Source organism: Sedimentitalea sp. (assembly GCF_039973035.1).
In the GTDB taxonomy this organism is placed as follows: Bacteria; Pseudomonadota; Alphaproteobacteria; order Rhodobacterales; family Rhodobacteraceae; genus Sedimentitalea.
The window spans coordinates 115,868-134,163 of record NZ_JBDWLR010000084.1; the positions used below are offsets into that span (position 1 = coordinate 115,868).

22 protein-coding genes are annotated in these 18,296 nt (G+C 58.9%); 16 read left to right on the plus strand and 6 right to left on the minus strand.

Features of this window, described 5'->3' with window-relative positions; all coding sequences use genetic code 11:
* Nucleotides 1-117: 117 nt before the first annotated feature.
* The 15 genes from ABJO75_RS20285 to ABJO75_RS20355 all read left to right on the plus strand — a co-directional run bounded on the left by ABJO75_RS20285 (nucleotide 118) and on the right by ABJO75_RS20355 (nucleotide 12,492).
* Nucleotides 118-1,305 carry a phage portal protein gene (locus tag ABJO75_RS20285; protein ID WP_348134780.1) on the plus strand — a complete coding sequence of 396 codons (1,188 nt, stop codon included), beginning with the start codon at nucleotides 118-120 and terminating at the stop codon, nucleotides 1,303-1,305.
* Nucleotides 1,298-1,525 carry a hypothetical protein gene (locus ABJO75_RS20290; RefSeq protein WP_348134782.1) on the plus strand — a complete coding sequence of 76 codons (228 nt, stop codon included), beginning with the start codon at nucleotides 1,298-1,300 and terminating at the stop codon, nucleotides 1,523-1,525. Before ABJO75_RS20285 ends, ABJO75_RS20290 begins: the two co-directional genes overlap by 8 nt.
* A gap of 35 nt (nucleotides 1,526-1,560) precedes the next feature.
* Nucleotides 1,561-2,118 (plus strand): HK97 family phage prohead protease, encoded by a 558-nt coding sequence (locus tag ABJO75_RS20295; protein ID WP_348134784.1) that lies wholly within the window; start codon nucleotides 1,561-1,563, stop codon nucleotides 2,116-2,118.
* A 142-nt stretch (nucleotides 2,119-2,260) separates the two neighbouring features.
* Nucleotides 2,261-3,442, plus strand: coding sequence for a phage major capsid protein (locus tag ABJO75_RS20300; RefSeq protein ID WP_348134786.1), 1,182 nt, complete (start codon nucleotides 2,261-2,263; stop codon nucleotides 3,440-3,442).
* 168 nt (nucleotides 3,443-3,610) lie between these two features.
* Nucleotides 3,611-4,210, plus strand: coding sequence for a head-tail connector protein (locus ABJO75_RS20305; protein WP_348134788.1), 600 nt, complete (start codon nucleotides 3,611-3,613; stop codon nucleotides 4,208-4,210).
* On the plus strand, nucleotides 4,207-4,545 hold the full coding sequence (locus ABJO75_RS20310; RefSeq protein WP_348134790.1) for a phage head closure protein: 339 nt from the start codon (nucleotides 4,207-4,209) through the stop codon (nucleotides 4,543-4,545). Before ABJO75_RS20305 ends, ABJO75_RS20310 begins: the two co-directional genes overlap by 4 nt.
* Nucleotides 4,542-4,955 (plus strand): DUF3168 domain-containing protein, encoded by a 414-nt coding sequence (locus ABJO75_RS20315; RefSeq protein WP_348134791.1) that lies wholly within the window; start codon nucleotides 4,542-4,544, stop codon nucleotides 4,953-4,955. The genes ABJO75_RS20310 and ABJO75_RS20315 overlap by 4 nt, the downstream gene beginning before the upstream one ends.
* Nucleotides 4,956-4,979: 24 nt before the next feature.
* The gene (locus ABJO75_RS20320) at nucleotides 4,980-5,393 is read left to right on the plus strand and encodes a phage major tail protein, TP901-1 family (RefSeq protein ID WP_348134793.1); all 414 of its coding nucleotides are present in this window, start codon (nucleotides 4,980-4,982) and stop codon (nucleotides 5,391-5,393) included.
* A 4-nt stretch (nucleotides 5,394-5,397) separates the two neighbouring features.
* Nucleotides 5,398-5,718 carry a gene transfer agent family protein gene (locus ABJO75_RS20325; RefSeq protein WP_348134795.1) on the plus strand — a complete coding sequence of 107 codons (321 nt, stop codon included), beginning with the start codon at nucleotides 5,398-5,400 and terminating at the stop codon, nucleotides 5,716-5,718.
* Nucleotides 5,715-5,918 carry a rcc01693 family protein gene (locus ABJO75_RS20330; RefSeq protein WP_348134797.1) on the plus strand — a complete coding sequence of 68 codons (204 nt, stop codon included), beginning with the start codon at nucleotides 5,715-5,717 and terminating at the stop codon, nucleotides 5,916-5,918. Before ABJO75_RS20325 ends, ABJO75_RS20330 begins: the two co-directional genes overlap by 4 nt.
* The gene (locus ABJO75_RS20335) at nucleotides 5,911-6,570 is read left to right on the plus strand and encodes a phage tail tape measure protein (protein ID WP_348134799.1); all 660 of its coding nucleotides are present in this window, start codon (nucleotides 5,911-5,913) and stop codon (nucleotides 6,568-6,570) included. Before ABJO75_RS20330 ends, ABJO75_RS20335 begins: the two co-directional genes overlap by 8 nt.
* Nucleotides 6,571-6,594: 24 nt before the next feature.
* Complete coding sequence (locus tag ABJO75_RS20340; RefSeq protein ID WP_348134801.1) at nucleotides 6,595-7,227, plus strand: DUF2460 domain-containing protein; 633 nt, start codon at nucleotides 6,595-6,597, stop codon at nucleotides 7,225-7,227.
* Nucleotides 7,227-8,114: a DUF2163 domain-containing protein gene (locus ABJO75_RS20345; protein WP_348134803.1), complete on the plus strand. Its 888-nt coding sequence runs from the start codon at nucleotides 7,227-7,229 to the stop codon at nucleotides 8,112-8,114. The genes ABJO75_RS20340 and ABJO75_RS20345 overlap by 1 nt, the downstream gene beginning before the upstream one ends.
* Nucleotides 8,111-8,563, plus strand: coding sequence for an NlpC/P60 family protein (locus tag ABJO75_RS20350; RefSeq protein ID WP_348134804.1), 453 nt, complete (start codon nucleotides 8,111-8,113; stop codon nucleotides 8,561-8,563). The genes ABJO75_RS20345 and ABJO75_RS20350 overlap by 4 nt, the downstream gene beginning before the upstream one ends.
* Nucleotides 8,563-12,492: a glycoside hydrolase/phage tail family protein gene (locus ABJO75_RS20355; RefSeq protein ID WP_348134805.1), complete on the plus strand. Its 3,930-nt coding sequence runs from the start codon at nucleotides 8,563-8,565 to the stop codon at nucleotides 12,490-12,492. The genes ABJO75_RS20350 and ABJO75_RS20355 overlap by 1 nt, the downstream gene beginning before the upstream one ends.
* A 32-nt stretch (nucleotides 12,493-12,524) precedes the next feature.
* Here ABJO75_RS20355 and ABJO75_RS20360 read toward each other — a convergent pair whose 3' ends face one another.
* Nucleotides 12,525-12,950 carry a TraR/DksA C4-type zinc finger protein gene (locus ABJO75_RS20360; RefSeq protein WP_348134807.1) on the minus strand — a complete coding sequence of 142 codons (426 nt, stop codon included), beginning with the start codon at nucleotides 12,948-12,950 and terminating at the stop codon, nucleotides 12,525-12,527.
* Between ABJO75_RS20360 and cysE the strand changes: the two genes are divergently transcribed.
* A complete protein-coding gene (cysE, locus tag ABJO75_RS20365) occupies nucleotides 12,949-13,758 on the plus strand; it encodes a serine O-acetyltransferase (protein WP_348134809.1) in 810 nt (269 codons plus the stop codon). The two genes, ABJO75_RS20360 and cysE, sit on opposite strands and share 2 nt — an antisense overlap.
* A gap of 52 nt (nucleotides 13,759-13,810) precedes the next feature.
* Here cysE and ABJO75_RS20370 read toward each other — a convergent pair whose 3' ends face one another.
* The 5 genes from ABJO75_RS20370 to ABJO75_RS20390 all read right to left on the minus strand — a co-directional run bounded on the left by ABJO75_RS20370 (nucleotide 13,811) and on the right by ABJO75_RS20390 (nucleotide 18,269).
* Nucleotides 13,811-15,100 carry a pyruvate dehydrogenase complex dihydrolipoamide acetyltransferase gene (locus tag ABJO75_RS20370; RefSeq protein WP_348134811.1) on the minus strand — a complete coding sequence of 430 codons (1,290 nt, stop codon included), beginning with the start codon at nucleotides 15,098-15,100 and terminating at the stop codon, nucleotides 13,811-13,813.
* Between the two features lie 10 nt (nucleotides 15,101-15,110).
* Nucleotides 15,111-16,466 carry a pyruvate dehydrogenase complex E1 component subunit beta gene (locus tag ABJO75_RS20375; RefSeq protein WP_348134813.1) on the minus strand — a complete coding sequence of 452 codons (1,356 nt, stop codon included), beginning with the start codon at nucleotides 16,464-16,466 and terminating at the stop codon, nucleotides 15,111-15,113.
* A 2-nt stretch (nucleotides 16,467-16,468) separates the two neighbouring features.
* Nucleotides 16,469-16,858 carry a VOC family protein gene (locus tag ABJO75_RS20380; protein ID WP_348134815.1) on the minus strand — a complete coding sequence of 130 codons (390 nt, stop codon included), beginning with the start codon at nucleotides 16,856-16,858 and terminating at the stop codon, nucleotides 16,469-16,471.
* Complete coding sequence (gene pdhA, locus ABJO75_RS20385; protein WP_348134817.1) at nucleotides 16,858-17,874, minus strand: pyruvate dehydrogenase (acetyl-transferring) E1 component subunit alpha; 1,017 nt, start codon at nucleotides 17,872-17,874, stop codon at nucleotides 16,858-16,860. The genes ABJO75_RS20380 and pdhA overlap by 1 nt, the downstream gene beginning before the upstream one ends.
* 95 nt (nucleotides 17,875-17,969) lie before the next feature.
* Complete coding sequence (locus ABJO75_RS20390) at nucleotides 17,970-18,269, minus strand: septum formation initiator family protein (RefSeq protein WP_348134819.1); 300 nt, start codon at nucleotides 18,267-18,269, stop codon at nucleotides 17,970-17,972.
* Nucleotides 18,270-18,296: the final 27 nt, after the last annotated feature.

An 18,296-nucleotide genomic window follows, 5' to 3' on the forward strand; every position in this document is an offset into this window, starting at 1 on the left:
CGTTCAGAGCACCGCACGGTGGGTTTCAGGAATTTTACCAAAGGTCCGTCAGAAAGGGCGCAACAAAAGGGCGGCGCGGAACTGACGTGCGGCGGAGAGCAAATAGGAGCATCGGGAATGGTTTTTGATTTCTTGCGTCGTGGCGCAAAGGCCGAGGTGCCAAATACCAAGGCAAGCGCGACCGGACCAGTTGTCGCCTATCATTCGGCGGGTCGTGTCGCCTGGAGCCCGCGCGATACCGTTTCGCTGACGCGGACAGGGTTTTCGGGAAATCCGGTTGGGTTCCGGTCAGTTAAGCTGATTGCCGAAGCTGCTGCGGCCCTGCCGCTTGTCTTGCAGGATCAGCATCAGCGTTATGATATGCATCCGGTCCTGAGCCTTGTGCAACAGCCCAATGCCGCTCAGGGGCGCGCCGAGTTGCTGGAGGCGTTGTTTGGCCAGTTGCTGCTTTCGGGGAATGCCTATGTCGAGGCCGTAGCTGGTGACGGCGCGCTTCCGCTTGAGTTGCACGTGTTGCGGTCGGACCGGATGACGGTGGTGCCCGGTGCCGATGGGTGGCCGGTGGGATATGAATACAGCGTCGGCGGGCGCAAGCATCGGTTCGATGCGACAGGTGCTGTTTCTCCGATTTGTCATATCAAGTCGTTCCACCCGCAAGATGACCATTACGGGTTTTCACCTATGCAGGCTGCGGCGATGGCCGTGGACGTGCATAACAGTGCGTCGCGTTGGTCCAAGGCGCTGCTTGATAACGCGGCCCGGCCAAGTGGGGCGCTGGTCTTTAACGGTGTCGACGGACATGGCGCGATGGCCGATGATCAATATCGGCGTTTGTCCGAAGAGATCGAAGCGAACTATCAGGGCGCGCGCAATGCAGGACGGCCGATGGTGCTGGAGGGCGGACTGGACTGGAAGCCGATGGGATTTTCGCCCAGCGACATGGAATTCCAGAAAACCAAGGAAGCTGCTGCGCGCGAAATTGCCCTGGCTTTTGGGGTGCCTCCGATGCTGATCGGCATCCAAGGAGACGCGACCTATGCAAACTATCAGGAAGCAAACAGAGCGTTCTATCGTCTGACGGTCTTGCCACTGGCGACACGCGTGGCCTCGGCGTTGAGTGATTGGTTGTCGCAGTTCACGGGCGAGGTGCTGGAGCTGAAACCCGATATGGATCAGGTCCCGGCACTGGCCGCAGAGCGCGATGCCCAGTGGAAACGCGTGTCAGACGCGCCGTTTCTGACTGAGGCAGAAAAACGCGCGTTGCTGGGATTGCCGGCGTTGTCTGAAGGTGGCGCGGATGGATGAGAGCCGTCCACGATACGAGGCGTTTGACTGTGCACCGGGCCTGAGGCTTGCCGCGCACGAGCGGTTGAGCCAGGTGCATCACGATAATCTTGTGAGGCGACTGGACCGGTTGGACGAGATGATCGAGCGACTGGAACGCCGTCTTTGGCTCGCCGTCTATGGAGTGGTCGCAGTGATACTGGCGCAGGCGGTGCAGTCGTTTCTGGTCGCTACGCCCTGATTGGCAGATTTTTCAAGGTTAACAAGGAGTGTGTCATGGATATGGACACCGGGTTGGAGCACAAATTTGCCCGTTTTGGTGACGGATTGAGCGTTTCCGAGGGGGCCGTGATCGAAGGCTATGCCAGCCTTTTCGGCGAGGTCGATCAGGGCGGCGATGTCGTTCGGAAGGGGGCTTATGCGACCTCGATCAAGGCACTGGAGCAGAGTGGGCAGCGGGTCAAGATGTTGTGGCAGCACGACCCGGCGCAGCCGATCGGGGTGTGGGACGAGGTGCGCGAGGACGCCCGCGGCCTCTGGGTCAAGGGGCGGCTGCTGGACAGTACCCAGAAAGGGCGCGAGGCCGCGGCGCTGATCGAGGCAGGGGCCATCGACGGATTGTCGATTGGTTATCGCACGACGAAGGCAGGCAAGACTGACAAGGGCCAGCGGCTCTTGACTGAACTGGAGCTTTGGGAGGTGTCCTTGGTGACCTTTCCGATGCTGCCCAGTGCGCGGGTGGCGGCGAAGGGCGACATGCTGACAACCGAAACCGTTCTGCGCGAATTGGCGGCGACACTGGAGAGTGCGCGGCTGGAGCTGGCGCGCCGTTAGAGAGTGTCGCGTCGAATCGTGTTCATTCGATCAGTCAACACGTTTGCTTTTGCGAGCAACGTTGGGGGCTGAATGCTTGACCGTGGTCCGAAGCGACACACTGTAAACGCGCTATTTTCTCACCCATAGACAGGATGTTCCGATGAGCAAGACCGAGCGGCTGGCAACGGCCCAGGAAGGTGCGCCCCTGGTTCGGGAGGTGAAGCAGGCGATGACCGGCTTCGTGAGCGAATTCAAGGGCTTTCAAGATGATATGAACATGAAACTTCAAAAAATGGAAGAGCGACTGACCATGCTGGATCGTAAATCTCAAATCGCGGCACGCCCGCACCTGTCCGCTGCAACGGAAGAAACCGTACCGCATCAGAAAGCGTTCAACGCCTATCTGCGCAGCGGCGACGATGACGGCCTGCGCGGACTGGAACTGGCCGGCAAGTCGATGTCGACTGCCGTCAACAGTGACGGTGGTTACCTGGTCGATCCGCAAACGTCGGAAACCGTGCAGTCGGTGTTGCACTCCACGGCGTCTCTGCGGTCGATTGCGGCAGTTGTAAATGTCGAAGCGACGAGCTTTGACGTGCTGATGGATCATTCGGATGTGGGGGCCGGCTGGGCGACTGAGACAGATGCCCAGACCGAAACCGATACGCCGCAGATCGACCGGATCACCATTCCGCTGCACGAATTGAGCGCGCTGCCCAAGGCAAGCCAGCGGCTGCTGGATGACAGTGCCTTTGATATCGAGGGCTGGCTGGCCTCGCGCATTGCCGACAAATTTTCGCGGGCCGAAGCGGCGGCGTTCATTTCGGGTGACGGCGTGGACAAGCCGCGTGGGGTTCTGACCCATTCGAAGGTGGAAAACGACAACTGGGCTTGGGGTAGCGTTGGATATGTCGCGAGCGGCGTCGACGGCGATGTTGGACCAGGGGATGCCATTGTCGATCTGGTTTACGCCTTGGGTGCGCAATACCGTGCCAATGCCACGTTCGTGATGAATTCCAAGACCGCAGGACTTGTTCGCAAGCTCAAGGATGCGGATGGCCGCTTCCTCTGGTCGGATGGTCTGGCGGCGGGTGAACCGGCGCGGCTGATGGGCTATCCTGTGGTGGTCGCCGAGGATATGCCGGATGCGGCCAGCAATTCATACCCGATTGCGTTTGGCGATTTCAACGCAGGTTACACGATTGCGGAGCGTCCCGATCTGCGCGTGCTGCGTGACCCGTTCAGCGCCAAGCCACATGTTCTGTTCTATGCAACCAAGCGGGTTGGCGGCGATGTGTCCGACTTTGCCGCGATCAAGTTGCTGAAATTCGGCACCTCCTAAACGGAGCCGAATGCGGGGTCGGGTAACCGGCCCCTGGGTGGGCGCGCGTCACACGAGAACCTTCATGTTGTCTAGCTGCTCCCCTCCGTCCGAGCAATGTGGGGCGGCGCGCGTCCATCAAATCAGATCGAACTGGCCCGGAGGGGTCCGAGCTTGCGGAGTAAAATGATGATGTTGATCGAAGAAACCACCGTGCCTGACGTGGCGTTGCCGGTGGCAGAGTTCAAAGCGCATTTGCGGCTAGGGACCGGGTTCGGCGAAGATAGCCTTCAGGAGGATGTTCTGAAGGGGTTTCTGCGGGCAGCGATTGCGGCCATTGAGGCGCGAACCGGCAAGGTTCTGATTTCGCGGAACTTTACCTGGACGCTGACCGGATGGCGCGACCGGGCGGGACAAGTGTTGCCGGTCGCGCCGGTCACCGAGATCACGCAGGTTACGATGATCGATGCGATTGATATCGAAACCCAGTTGACCGCGAGCGATTATCGACTTGAACCTGCCAGTCAGCGCCCACGATTGCGCCCGGCGGGCAGTCTATTGCCGATGATCAAGACCGGCAGCACGGTGCGGATCGGATTTACGGCAGGGTTTGCCGAAACCTGGGGTGGGTTGCCAGCTGATCTGGGGCAGGCGGTGTTGCTGCTTGCTGCGCACTATTACGAGTATCGCAACGAAACCGCGCTGAGTGATGGATGCATGCCATTTGGTGTGACCAGCCTGATCCAGCGATATCGGGCGATACGGATAGGTGTCGGAGCAGGGCTATGAGCATGCCTATTCTCAACCGAAAGCTGGTTCTTGAGGCCCCTCAAAGGGTGCCGGATGGCGCCGGCGGATATGCTGAAAACTGGGAAAGTTTGGGTGAGCTTTGGGCCGAGGTTCGTAGTCGCACGGGTCGTGAGCGGGCCGAAGCTGGCGTTCCGGTGTCGTCTGTCGGTTACCGGATCGTGGTGCGCGGGGCGCCGTATGGAACGGCCGCCCGGCCGATGCCCAATCAGAGGTTTCGTGAGGGCGCACGCCTGTTCGTGATCCAGGCAGTAGCGGAGCGGGACGTGGACGGGCGGTATCTGACTTGCTTTGCGGATGAGGAGGTCGTGGCATGAGCTATGCAATGGCGGGGGCGCTGCAAGCGGCCGTGTACCAGCATTTGCGGGAGGATCCAGGTGTGAGTGCATTGGTGGGAGACGCGATTTATGATGTGGTGCCTGCTGGCGATTTACCGGACGTATATGTGGCGCTTGGCCCTGAGACGGTACGCGACAGTTCGGACGCCGAGGGTGCGGGTGCCGAGCATCGGTTTACCGTTTCGGTGGTGACCGATCTGGCAGGCTTTGCCGTGGCCAAGGACGTTGCTGGCGCGGTGAGCGATGCCCTGTCCGGAGCGCGCCCGAACCTGAGCCGGGGGCGCGTGGTAGGCCTGTGGTTTGAACGGGCGCAGGCCCGAAGAGCTGGCAAGGCTGGACGCGTCAGGCGGATCGACCTGCGGTTTCGTGCGCGCGTCGAAGACAATTAAGCAAATAATCTTTGGAGACACGATATGGGTGCCCAGAACGGAAAAGACCTGTTGGTCAAAGTCGACATGACCGGCGATGGCCTGTTTGAAACCATCGCCGGGCTGCGTGCGACGCGCGTCAGCTTTAACGCCGAGAGCGTCGATGTCACGAGCCTTGAGAGCCAAGGGGGATGGCGCGAATTGCTGTCTGGCGCCGGGGTCAAATCTGCCGCGATCTCGGGGTCTGGTGTGTTCAAGGACGCCGGCACGGACGAGCGCGCGCGGCAATTGTTCTTTGACGGAGAAACGCCTGATTTTCAGGTCATTATCCCTGATTTTGGAATCGTCGAAGGCGCGTTTCAGGTGACGTCGATTGAATACGCAGGCAGCCACAATGGCGAGGCCACGTATGAGATGTCGATGGCCAGCGCCGGTGCCTTGAACTTTACAGGGCTGTGATCTGATGGCCAATCCGTGGACGGGAGAGGTGGCCTTGGTCATCAATGGGCAGCGGCGGGTTCTTAAGTTGACGCTTGGGGCATTGGCGGAACTGGAACAAGTGCTGGAGACGCCATCGCTGGTGGCCTTGGTCGAGCGGTTCGAGAGTTCATCGTTTTCAATGCGCGATGTGATGGCGTTGCTGTCGGCGGGCCTACGCGGCGGCGGCATCGAACTGAGTGCGCACGAGCTTGGCCAGGCTGAGATTGAGGGCGGCCCGATGCAAGCAGCGCGGGTGGCCGCCGAACTGCTGGCGCGGGCGTTCATGGTGCCTGATGAAACATGAGTGGGTTTGACTGGCCTGCCCTGATGCGGGCCGGTGTGCAGGGGCTTCGGTTGCGTCCAGACGAATTCTGGCGACTGACCCCTGCTGAATTGCGGCTGATGCTGGGACAGGGGGGAGCAAGTGCTGCCTTGTCCCGGACCGGGCTGGACGCGCTTTTGGAAGCGTATCCGGACAGGCAACGAGGAGAGTGCGATGAGTGATCGCGATGGAATAGTTGACCTTGAAGATCAGGCCGAAGCGCTGGAGGACAGCCTGGGGGCTGCTGCCAGCATGGCGGCCGGGTTTGACAGTGAGTTGCGCCGGGTTCGGGATGCGTTGTCCGCAACGGGCAAGGATGTTTCGACATTGGAGCGCGGTCTGTCAAAAGGTCTGCGCCGCGCCTTTGATGGTTTGATGTTTGATGGCATGAAATTGTCGGATGCATTGGAAACCGTCGCAAAGTCGATGATCCAGACCACCTATTCGGCAGCCGTCAAACCGGTTGCCAACCATTTCGGTGGGCTACTGGCGGATGGCGTGAGCGGTGTCGTCGAGGGGCTGATGCCCTTTGCCGATGGCGGAAGCTTTTCACAAGGTAGGGTTATGCCGTTCGCAAACGGTGGGGTGGTCTCGGGACCTGTGACCTTTCCAATGCGGGGCGGTACCGGGTTGATGGGAGAGGCCGGGCCTGAGGCCATCATGCCCCTGGCGCGAGGGGCCGATGGCAAGCTGGGTGTGCGCAGCGCGGGCGGTCGCGGTGTCAGCGTGGTGATGAACATTTCAACACCTGATGTGCAGGGCTTCAGCCGCAGCCAGGGCCAGATCGCGGCCCAGATGAGTCGGGCGCTTAGCCGCGGTAATCGCAACAGGTAAATCGGACGAGAAGGGGAGAACGCGATGAATTTTCATGAGGTGAGATTCCCGGCTTCGCTGAGCTTTGGCTCGGTTGGGGGGCCGGAGCGCCGCACCGACGTTGTGACGTTGGCCAACGGTTTCGAAGAGCGCAATACGCCCTGGGCGCACTCCAGACGCAGATATGATGCCGGTTTGGGCATGCGGTCGTTGGATGACGTCGAAACGCTCATCGCGTTTTTCGAAGCGCGACATGGCCAGATGTACGGGTTTCGCTGGAAGGACTGGTCGGATTTCAAGTCCGGTCGAGCCTCGGTCGAAACGGCATTTGATGATCAGGTCATCGCGACAGCAGACGGCGCGCAGACGGCGTTTCAATTGATCAAGACCTATCGGTCGGGCGCGTTTTCCTATGCGCGACCGATCAGCAAACCGGTTGCGGGGTCCGTTCGTATCGGGATCGAGCAGGATGAAATGCGCGAGTCTGTGGAATTCGAGGTAGATTTGGCCACGGGTCTTGTCCAGTTTGACAAACCGCCAGCCAAGGCCATGCGTGTCACTGCCGGGTTCGAGTTTGACGTGCCTGTGCGGTTTGATACGGACCGTATCCAGACCAGCGTCGCCAGCTTTCAGGCCGGGGATGTCCCTAACGTTCCTGTTGTCGAGGTGCGCGTCTGATGACCGGGATGGATGAGGATTTCACGGCGCATATCGCCACTGGTTTGACAACATTGTGTCGCTGCTGGGCGATCACACGTCGTGACGGTGTCGTGCTGGGGTTTACGGACCATGACGTAATGCTGGATTTCGAAGGGGTGACGTTCAAAGCTGACAGCGGCCTGTCCGCTCTTGCATTGCAACAAAGCACGGGTCTTTCCGTTGACAATTCCGAGGCCGTCGGTGCGTTGAGCGATGCATCTGTGCGGCCAGAAGACATCGACGCAGGTCGCTTTGACGGCGCTGAAGTCCGCGCGTGGCTGGTGAACTGGGCTGATGTGAAAGTCCGCTGGTTGCAGTTTCGCGGCTCGATCGGAGAATTGCGGCGTGTCGGCGGCGCCTTCCATGCCGAACTGCGCGGATTGACCGAAAATTTGAACCGGCCTTTGGGGCGCATCTATCAAAAACCATGTACCGCAGTGCTTGGCGACAGCTCCTGCCGCTTTACATTAGATACCCCGGGATACCGGGAGGAACGCGCGGTCGAGACTGTCGTCGAAGCGCGCACTTTTGTCTGGAGCGACATGCCCGAATTCGAACCTGGATGGTTTCAGCGCGGGCGTCTGACCGTTCTGACCGGTGCGGCGCAAGGATTGTGGGGAATGATCAAGCAGGATCGTTCCATCGCCAATGAACGCAGGCTGGAATTGTGGGAGCCGATCCGCGCGGCGATTGGTCATGGCGATATCGTTCGTCTGGATGCAGGGTGCGACAAGCGCATGGAAACCTGCCGCCTGAAGTTCAACAACATACTCAATTTTCAGGGTTTTCCGGATCTGCCGGCCGAGGACTGGGTGATGGCGGTTCCCAAGCAAAGCCAGAGAAACTCTGGCGGGAGCCGGCGATGACAATAGCACCGGACACCATAGTGGATATTGCGCGCGGTTGGGTCGGCACGCCCTATCGCCATCAAGCTGCATGTCGGGGAGCGGGCACGGATTGCCTGGGCCTCGTTCGAGGCGTTTGGCGCGAAGCCATAGGAAGCGAGCCCGAGACACCACCAGCCTATTCGATGGATTGGTCCGAACCGCAGGGGCAGGAGCGATTGTGGCACGCGGCGGCGGACCATCTTCGCGAACAGGCGCAAGTGACAGACGGATTGGCGGCGGGAGACGTCATTCTTTTCCGGATGCGAAGCGGTGCGGTTGCCAAACACCTGGGTATCGTATCGGCAGTCGGGGCACTGCCGACGTTCATTCATGCCTATGAGAAATACGGAGTGGTCGAAAGCCCGCTGAGCCGCCCCTGGCAACGGCGCATTGTTGCGCGTTTCAAATTTCCCATGGAGGTTTTCTGATGGCGACGATTCTTCTTTCGGCAGCGGGCGCGGCCATTGGCGGCTCGATCGGCGGCACGGTGGCCGGGCTATCCTCGGTTGCGATCGGTCGCGCGGTCGGTGCCACATTGGGTCAGGCCATTGATCAACGGCTTTTGGGTCAGGGGTCAGAGTCTGTTGAAACCGGGCGTGTAGATCGATTTCGGTTGACGCAATCCGGCGATGGCAACCCCATCTCGCAGGTCTTTGGCCGGGTGCGCATTGGTGGGCAGGTGATTTGGGCGTCGGACTTCCTAGAGCGGAGCAGTACAACGGGTGGCGGCGGTAAAGGCGGTAGCCCAAGCACGCCGGAAGTGACCAGTTTCAGCTATTACGTTTCGCTGGCAATCGCGGTGTGCGAGGGTGAAATCGCAAGCATCGGCCGGGTATGGGCGGATGGTGAAGAAGTCTCACCCCCCGATCTGAACATGCGCGTTTACGCTGGCACCGATGACCAATTACCTGATCCGCTGATCGAAGCAATCGAAGGCGCCGGGCTGGTTCCGGCCTATCGGGGGACTGCCTATGTTGTGATGGAGCGTTTGCCACTTGGTCAATTTGGCAATCGTGTTCCGCAGTTCTCGTTCGAGGTGCTGCGGGCTGAACCGTCGGACTCGTCAACCTACAACACTGATCTGGCACAGTTGGTTCAAGGTGCAGCGTTGATACCGGGTACCGGGGAGTATGCGCTTGCCACGACACCAATCCACTACACCAAGGGACCGGGTATCAACTGGGCTGCGAACTCTAACAGTCGTTCTGGGAAGACGGACTTTCTGACATCGTTTGAGACCCTGACCGAGGAACTGCCTGCCCGCCAATCAGTTTCTCTGGTTGCGTCGTGGTTCGGTAGCGATCTGCGATGTGGTCAATGCGAGGTGAAGCCCAAGGTCGAACGTGCAGCCATCGAAGGCGGCAACATGCCATGGAAAGTCACAGGCCAGACACGCGGGATGGCGGACGAAATCGAACTACAGGATGATCGACCGATCTATGGCGGTACACCAGCAGACGAGGCGGTGATCCAGGCTATCCGGCACATGAATACCTCTGGTCGGCGCGTCATGTTCTATCCATTCATCTTGATGGAACAGACAGAAGGAAATGGGTTAGAGGACCCCTGGACGTCTGCTGCAGATCAGCCGGCGCTGCCGTGGCGTGGACGAATTACCTTGTCCACGGCACCGGGGCGCAGCGGCTCGCCCGATGGTACGGCGCTTGCGGATCAAGAAGTGGCGGCCTTTTTCGGGATGGCACAGGCATCTGATTTTTCCGTTGTTGGCAATCAGGTCACCTATCGTGGTCCGCAGGAGTGGGGGATGCGCCGGTTTGTCCTGCACTATGCGGCGTTGTGCGCTGCGGCCGGCGGCGTGCATGCGTTTTGCATCGGGTCAGAGATGCGGGCGCTGACCCAAATCCGTGGCGCGTCCGGTTTTGCAACAGTTGAAGAGTTGCGGGCGCTCGCAGCTGAAGTTCGCGCTTTGCTTGGACCCGATACGCGCATCGGTTACGCCGCAGACTGGAGCGAATATTTTGGATATCAGCCACAAGATGGTAGCGGTGATCGATATTTTCATCTCGATCCGCTATGGGCGGATGACAACATCGATTTTGTCGGGATCGACAACTACATGCCACTGTCCGACTGGCGGGATGGGGATGATCACGCGGATGCCGAATGGCAGAGCATCTACAATCCGGATTATCTGGCTGCCAACGTCGAGGGCGGTGAAGGATACGATTGGTACTACCATTCGCCCGAAGCCGAAGCCGCACAGATCCGAACGCCGATTGAAGATCAGGATCACGGAGAACCATGGGTCTGGCGCTATAAGGACATCCGAAACTGGTGGCAGAACGCGCACCATCAACGCATCGGCGGTGTACGGCAGCAGGAACCAACGGATTGGATTCCAGAGTCAAAGCCGATCTGGTTCACCGAATTGGGCTGCGCTGCAATCGACAAGGGCACCAACCAGCCAAACAAGTTTCTAGATCAACGGTCATCTGAATCCGCGTTGCCAAAGTACTCGGACGCGTCTCGGGATGATTTCATTCAGGTGCAATACCTGCGCACCGTGTTGGATTACTGGGCGCAGCCTGAACACAATCCGATATCCGAAGCCTATGACGCCCCAATGATCGATCTGGAAAACGCCTATGTTTGGGCTTGGGATGCACGGCCTTATCCGGCGTTCCCAAACAACCTTGATCTGTGGAGCGATGGTGAGATTCAGGCACGCGGCCATTGGTTGAACGGACGGGCCGGCGCACGGACTCTTGCGTCGGTGGTCGAAGAAATCTGTCGTCGTTCGGGAGTAAGCGATATCGATACCTCCGGGCTTTTTGGCATGGTGCGAGGCTATACTATTGAGGACGTCGCTACAGCGCGCACCGCGCTTCAGCCCTTGATGCTGAGATATGGATTTGATGCGATTGAGCGCGACGGTGTGCTGCGCTTTGTCATGCGTGGGGCTGCGCTGCCTCATACGCTCGCGGCGGATCGTCTGGCAGTGTCCAGCGAATTGGACGGGCAGACCGAGCATCGCCGAGAGGCCGAGGCAGAAATGACCGGGCGCGTGCGGTTGCGGTTTGTCCAATCCGGGGCAGATCATGAAATCGTGGCCGAAGAAGCCGTATTGGCGGATACGGCGACACACGCAGTCACGTCATCGGATTTGCCAATTGCTATGACCCGTTCCGAAGGGCGGCAGGTAGCAGAGCGTTGGTTGGCGGAGGCACGGGTGTCCCGGGAATCGGCACGGTTCGCGTTGCCACCGTCGATGATGCACCTTGGTGCCGGCGACGTTGTGCGGCTTGCATTGGATGGCGACGAGCAGGACGCGCTCTACCGGGTGGACCGGGTCGAGCAAGCGGACCTTCAAATTCTTGAAGCCGTTCGTATTGAACCCGACATTTACAAGACACCGGAACTGCAGGACGATGTTCCGAGCGCCAAAGCCTTTGCTGCGCCGGTTCCGGTACTGCCGCTGTTCATGGATTTGCCGCTGATGCGTGGTGACGAGGTCGCCCATGCGCCACATCTTGCTGTGTCGGCGACGCCTTGGCCGGGTTCGGTTGCGCTCTACAGTTCTTCTTCTGATGACAGCTATGCATTGAATGATGTGGTCGCCAGCCGTTCCATTGTCGGACAGACGGAAACACCCATGGCCTGGTCTCGTCCGGGGGTTTGGGACGATGGGGCGCCACTACAGATAAAACTCCTGAATGGCGCGTTGGAATCCCGCGAGACGACGGCCATTCTGAACGGCGCCAATCTTGCGGTGATCGGGGATGGCAGCAGCGGCAATTGGGAGCTGTTTCAGTTTCAAAACGCTGAACTGGTGACTGAAGACACCTATCAGTTGACCCGCCGTTTGCGCGGGCAGGGAGGCAGCGACGGTATCATGCCAGCGGTCTGGCCTGCGGGCTCTTGGTTTGTCCTTATGGATGGGACCCCGGCGCAGATTGATCTGGCCAGTGCGCAGCGGCGAATTGCGCGCCATTTTCGCATCGGCCCGGCGCGTCGAGGGTATGATGATCCGTCCTATACTCATGTGGTCGAGGCATTTGACGGCAACGGGTTGCGCCCTTATGCGCCCTGCCATCTGGGGGGGCACCGAGCGACAAATGGCGATTTGCATTTCGAATGGGTGCGGCGTACGCGAATTGACGGGGACAGTTGGGACTTGCCCGAGGTTCCGGTAGGCGAGGAAAGCGAGGCCTATGTCATCCGGGTGTGGAGCGGTAGCAGACTGTTGAGGGAAGTCAGCGCGTCTTCGCCAACCTGGATCTATTCGATGGCAATGCAGAATATGGATACGGCACCCGAACCGCTTCGCTTTGAAGTCGCGCAGGTATCGGTGCGGTATGGCTTCGGCCCGTTTTCATCGTTTGATCTCGCGGCCTGACGAGTAGATCGTTTCAATAGGGCGGTCTGTTCTCAGCCGTTTGCGCAGCTGATGCACTTGAACACTTCAGGGTCAAGATCCAGTCTCTTTGCCGCAATTTCAACGCCACAATCGACACAATATCCGAATTCGCCTTCGTCAATTCGGCGCAATGCGGCCAGCAGACGTTGTTTCTGTTGGTCGCGCAATTGTTGCTGCGCTTTGGCCATAGCCTGGTTTTGCAGCGCATCCATTCGACTGAGCCTTCCTACGGATTGTTGGTCCAATGAAACAACGGCTTGCCCCTCGCGGCCAAGTTCGTTGTCTTCGGTGAGCCGGTGCAACATCTGCTCGATCTGAGCGGCATAGCGGTCGAGATCTGTTTCATTCATTTCTTGAATATGTCCCATCAAGGCTTTGCGTTTTGCTTTTGCGCGCATAGATGCATACTCTAGACGTGGAAAAGGAAGCAAAGCCATGGCTGAAACGCGCAGAAAACTCTCTCCCGTCGACCCGGTTTGGGACCGTATCAACAACGAGGCCCGACAGGCGGTTCAGGATGAGCCGTTGATGGGCGGATTCATCCACGCCTGTATCCTGCACCATAAGACGCTGGAAAAGGCGCTGTCTTATCGAATTTCGGCCAAGCTATCGTCAAACGAAATGTCGATGGTGGTTTTGCGCGAGATCGCGGATCAGGCTTATGAAGAGTCACCAGCGCTGGTTGGTGCGGCACGCGCCGATCTGGTTGCGGTGTTCGAACGTGATCCGGCCTGCCATCGTCTGCTGCAACCTATTTTGTATTTCAAAGGGTACCAGGCTATGCAGGCCTATCGTGTCGGGCATTGGTTGTGGGGAACGGGTCAAGAGGACCTTGCCTATTTCTTCCAAATGCGGGTTTCCGAGATTTTTGGAATAGATATCCATCCAGCGGCAAAGATCGGCAAGGGGATCATGATCGATCATGCCCACTCTATCGTGATCGGCGAAACGGCCGTTGTCGGCGATAATGTGTCGATGCTGCATTCGGTTACGCTTGGCGGAACCGGCAAGGAAGAGGAAGACCGCCACCCCAAGATCGAAGATGGTGTTCTCATCGGAGCTGGGGCCAAGGTGCTTGGCAACATCCGCGTCGGCCATTGCAGCCGCATTGCCGCAGGCTCGGTTGTTCTGGCCGATGTGCCACCGTGCAAGACGGTTGCAGGCATTCCGGCAAAGATCGTGGGCGAGGCGGGATGTGATCAGCCCTCGGTTTCCATGGATCAGATGTTTCCCGGAATGAATTGATCTGATTGAACCGAGAATGGCGCGGCAGTTAGACCGCGCCATTTTTTGCGTTTCAGGCCAGCATGACCATCGGATTTTCGAGGTTGTCTACGATCTGCTGAAGCAGCTTCGCGCCCAGTGCACCGTCGATGACGCGGTGATCGACCGAGAGGGTCACGGACATCACTGTTGCAACCGACAGCTCGCCATCCTTGCCGACAACCGGCTTTTTGACACCGGCACCAACCGCCAGAATAGCGCCGTGGGGTGGATTGATCACCGCATCAAAATTGTCGATCCCGAACATGCCAAGGTTGGATATCGCAAAGCTGCCGCCCTGATATTCGTGCGGGGCGAGCTTTCTATCGCGCGCGCGACCTGCCAGGTCTTTCATTTCGGCGGAGAGGGCTGACAGTGATTTCAATTCCGCGTCTTTCAGAACCGGCGTAAAGAGACCACCATCAATCGCAACGGCGACCGCAACATCAGATGGCGCTAGCCGTAGAATCCTGTCGCCCGCCCAGACCGCATTGGCATCGGGCACTGCCTGCAAGGCCAACGCGCAGGCCTTGATGATGAAATCATTGACCGAGAGCTTCACGCCTCGACCTTCAAGTTGGGCATTCAATTCACTGCGGAACGCGAGCAGGGCGTCAAGGCGAATATCCCGGCGTAGGTAAAAATGCGGGATCGACTGTTTTGCCTCGGTTAGCCGCGCCGCGATGGTTTTGCGCATCCCGTCGAGCGCAATTTCTTCATATTCATGCCCTTCGTACATCTTTGCAACAGCGTCTGCGGCAGGACCTGACGCCATTGCGGGCGGAGGAGGAGCGGATGTGGAGGGTGCAGCGCTCTCAGCCTTTGCCTCGTTAGGCTCTGTATCGACAACATCGGCCTTGATGATCCGACCGCGTGGACCTGAACCCTTGATGGATTGCAGATCGAGACCCTTTTCGGCTGCGATCCTGCGAGCTAGGGGCGATGCAAACACCCGGTCACCTTCACGCACGGGTGCTGCCGGAGCTTTGGTCGCCTTTGCGGTTTCAACTGGTGCGGCAGGTGCCTTTTCCTTGTGCGGGCTGGCTGCGGGGGACGAATCGGCGATGTCGCCAACGCTTTCACCCTCTTCAAGCAGAACCGCAATCGGGGTGTTTACCTTGACCCCTTCGGTGCCTTCGGCAATCAGCAGTTTGCCGATCGTACCTTCATCGACAGCCTCAAACTCCATCGTCGCCTTGTCGGTCTCGATCTCGGCCAGCAGGTCGCCGGACGATACGGTATCGCCTTCCTTGACCAGCCATTTTGCGAGCGTGCCTTCCTCCATCGTCGGGGACAGGGCGGGCATCAGAATTTCCGTCGTCATTGCGCGCTCCTTACCTGTAGGTCACTTGTTTCACGGCTTCGATCACCTCGTCAGTGGTGACCAGCGCGTTTTTCTCAAGATTGGCGGCATAGGGCATCGGAACATCCTTGCCGGTGCAGTTGATCACCGGGCCATCCAGATAATCAAACGCCTCCTGCATCAGAACCGAGCTGATATAGCCGCCCACCGAACCCTGTGGCCAGCCTTCTTCGACGGTGACGCATCGGTTGGTTTTCATAACTGAATTGATGATCGTGGCGGTATCCATCGGGCGCAGCGTGCGCAGGTCGATGACTTCGGCGCTGATTCCATCTTCAGCCAACTTTTCAGCAGCTTCCAAGGCGTATTTCATCCCGATGCCAAAGCTGACGATGGTGACGTCATCACCCTCCTGCCAGATGCGAGCCTTGCCAAACGGCACTGTGAAATCATCCAGAACCGGAACATCAAAGCTGCGCCCATAGAGGATTTCATTCTCCAGGAATATTATCGGATTCGGATCGCGAATCGCGGATTTGAGCAAGCCCTTGGCGTCTGAAGCCGAATAGGGCATCGCCACCTTCAATCCAGGGATCTGCATGTACCAGGCTGCGTAATCCTGACTGTGCTGGGCAGCGACGCGCGCCGCCGCTCCGTTGGGACCACGAAACACCATCGGCGCGCCCATCTGGCCGCCCGACATATATAGCGTCTTGGCGGCTGAATTGATGATCTGGTCAATTGCCTGCATGGCGAAATTGAAGGTCATGAATTCGACGATCGGGCGCAACCCGCCAAAGGCCGCACCAACCGCGACACCGGCAAATCCATGTTCAGTGATCGGCGTGTCTATCACCCGTTTGCTGCCGAATTCGTCGAGCAAGCCCTGACTGATCTTGTAGGCCCCCTGATACTCGGCGACCTCTTCGCCCATCAGGAACACGTCGCCATCGGCACGCATCTCCTCGGCCATCGCGTCGCGCAAGGCTTCGCGGACGGTTTGCTGTTTGACCTTGGTGCCCTCGGGCCAGTCCGGCTCGGGTGCTTGCACAGGTTTCGTAGACGGAGCAGTGGCCGGATCGCACTCGGGTTGTTTCGGCGCAGCGGGTGCAGTTTCGGCAACCGGTGTATCGCCGACCTCTTCGCCTTCCTCGACCAGCACGGCAATCGCGGTGTTCACCTTGACCGCTTCGGTTCCTTCGGGGATCAGGATCTTGCCGATGATGCCTTCATCGACGGCTTCGAATTCCATCGTTGCCTTGTCGGTTTCGATCTCTGCCAACAGGTCGCCGGACGATACGGTATCGCCTTCCTTGACCAGCCACTTTGCAAGCGTGCCTTCCTCCATCGTCGGGGACAAGGCGGGCATCAAAATTTCAGTTGCCATATTCAGTTTTCCTCCCTTGCCGGCGAAATCATTCCAACCACGTTTCCTTGCCCGTCCTCGACATAGGCGCAGCGTCCGATACCCGGGTAATCCGTCGGCGGCAGCGCTTCGGCACCGCCATGGGCCAGCGCCCAGTCATAGCGCGCGTTGCAGTCGGAAACCTCAAAGGTCATCGTGCCGCCGCGGATGGGGGACCCGGGTTCGGGACTTTGATCCGTGCGTGGCAACAGGCCACCGGTCAGGTCGGAATCGCCGCCGATCCCTTCGCCCTGAATGAGTTGATAGTCGATTTCCTCGATGCCGGGCATCCGTTCAAATTTCCAGCCGAAAAGGCCACCATAGAACGCTTTGGCCGCGTCGACATCCCGTACGTGAATCTCAAAATGTGGCATCAGGCCGCTCCGCTCTGGGGCACGGTTTCCGCATAGATATCCGTCCACAGTTCATCAGGCGCCGGTTCCGGGCTGTCCTTGGCAAACTCTGCAGAGGCGTTGATGACGCTCTTAATTTCCTTGTCGATGGCCTTGAGATCGTCCTCGCTTGCGTGTTTGCCGGTCAGCAACATGCTGCGCACCTGTTCGATCGGGTCGCGTTCCTCGCGCATTTTCTGCACCTCTTCGCGGGTCCGGTACTTGGCCGGGTCCGACATCGAATGGCCGCGATAGCGGTAGGTCTTGACCTCAAGGATGTACGGCCCCTTGCCCGAGCGGCAGTGTGCGATCGCCTTGGCCCCGGCCTCTTTGACCGAAACCACATTCATGCCGTCCACGATCTCGCCTGGAATGCCAAAAGCCTCGCCGCGAGTGTAGAGATCGGGTGTCGAGGTTGACCGTTGTTGGGCGGTGCCCATGGCGTACTGATTGTTCTCGATCACGAAAACCACGGGCAACTGCCACAGCGCGGCCATGTTGAAGGTTTCGTAAACCTGCCCCTGGTTCGACGCGCCGTCGCCGAAATAGGTAAAGGTCACCCGGCCGTTCTCACGATACTTGTCTGCAAAGGCCAAACCCGCACCAATCGGCACCTGCGCCCCGACAATCCCATGCCCACCGTAAAAGTGTTTTTCCTTGGAAAACATGTGCATGGAGCCACCTTTTCCTTTGGAATAGCCGCCTTCGCGTCCGGTCAGCTCGGCCATGACGCCATCGGGGCTCATCCCGCAAGCCAGCATGTGACCGTGATCGCGATACGAGGTGACACGTTTGTCGCCATCTTCGGTGACCGATTCCAGCCCGACGACCACGGCTTCCTGCCCGATATAGAGGTGGCAGAACCCGCCGATCAGGCCCATTCCATAAAGCTGCCCCGCCTTTTCCTCGAAACGTCGGATCAGCAACATTTCCCGGTAAAAGGTTTTCAATTCTTCGGCGGAAACGTTTGGTTTCTTGGTGCTCTTTCGCGTGACCATCGCGGTGCACTCCCCCTGCGCTTTGATAGTTTAATGCTAAACTATGGATAGCGGCTCTGTCGGAGGATGGCGAGCGAAATTGATGTGAGGCGAGCTCAGCGGATCACGATTTCGTCGGCGCGTAACAACCCCAGCACCGAACGCGCCTGTTGGTCCAGTAGGTCCAGATCAAGATACTCGTCCGACAGGCGGCGGGTCAGGTTCTCGGTCGATGCGATCTCGGTTTCAAGCCGCGCAACGGTTTGACGAAGCGAATCCGCCTCGGCCGAAATCTCAACCCGGCGGAACAGGCCATAGTCACCTTGCACCGCGGCAAAGGTGAAATAGGCGCACAACGCGAAGGTCGCGGCGAAATAGATCAGGACCCCAAAGCCGGGTCGCGTTGAACGGGTCAAACTGCACTGCCTCATTGCGCCCTTTGC